The 553-nt window shown below is 60.2% G+C and carries 2 protein-coding genes; both read left to right on the top strand.

All coding sequences use genetic code 11. From position 1 onward, the window contains the following. Positions 1-183 (top strand): alpha-isopropylmalate synthase regulatory domain-containing protein (locus QF819_11135; GenBank protein MDP6803704.1); only part of this gene is annotated, 183 nt, incomplete at its 5' end. After that, positions 180-553, top strand: a 374-nt coding sequence (locus QF819_11130) for a glycine--tRNA ligase subunit alpha (GenBank protein MDP6803703.1), incomplete at its 3' end; no start/stop codon positions are given. The genes QF819_11135 and QF819_11130, both read left to right, overlap by 4 nt.

The raw sequence follows: 553 nt of genomic DNA, 5'->3' as shown, positions 1-553 counted from the left end.
ATCGAATCAAGCGACCACGAATCCAAGTGGGGGACGGTGGGCGTCTCTCCGAACATCATCGAGGCTTCATGGGAGGCCCTGGTCGATAGTTTCGAGTACAAACTCCAGAAGAAGGCGCGCAAGCCCGCAAAGCGGAGCCGCCGGGCCGCGGCCGGCAAGAAGCGCGCCGGGAGTAAACGGTGAGCCGGAAACAAGCCGCCTCGACTTTTCAGGAAGTCATTCTGCGGCTCGAAAAGTACTGGGCCGATTACGGGTGCGTGATCCAGCAGCCCTATGACATAGAGGTCGGCGCGGGCACGATGAATCCGGCGACCTTTCTGCGGGTCCTGGGCCCCGAGCCATGGAATGTGGCTTACGTCGAACCGTCCAGACGTCCCACCGACGGGCGCTACGGCGAGAACCCCAACCGGCTCCAACACTATTACCAATATCAGGTGATTCTGAAACCCTCTCCCCTGGAAATTCAGCAAATCTACCTGGACAGCCTGGTCGCGCTGGGGATCGATCTCCTGGAGCATGATATCCGGTTCGTCGAGGACGACTGGGAGTCGCC

It is taken from the genome of Gemmatimonadota bacterium, assembly GCA_030747075.1.
GTDB lineage: Bacteria > ARS69 > ARS69 > ARS69 > ARS69 > ARS69.
The sequence above is the reverse complement of the archived record's forward strand: the minus strand, read 5'-3'. Positions and strand labels throughout refer to the sequence as shown.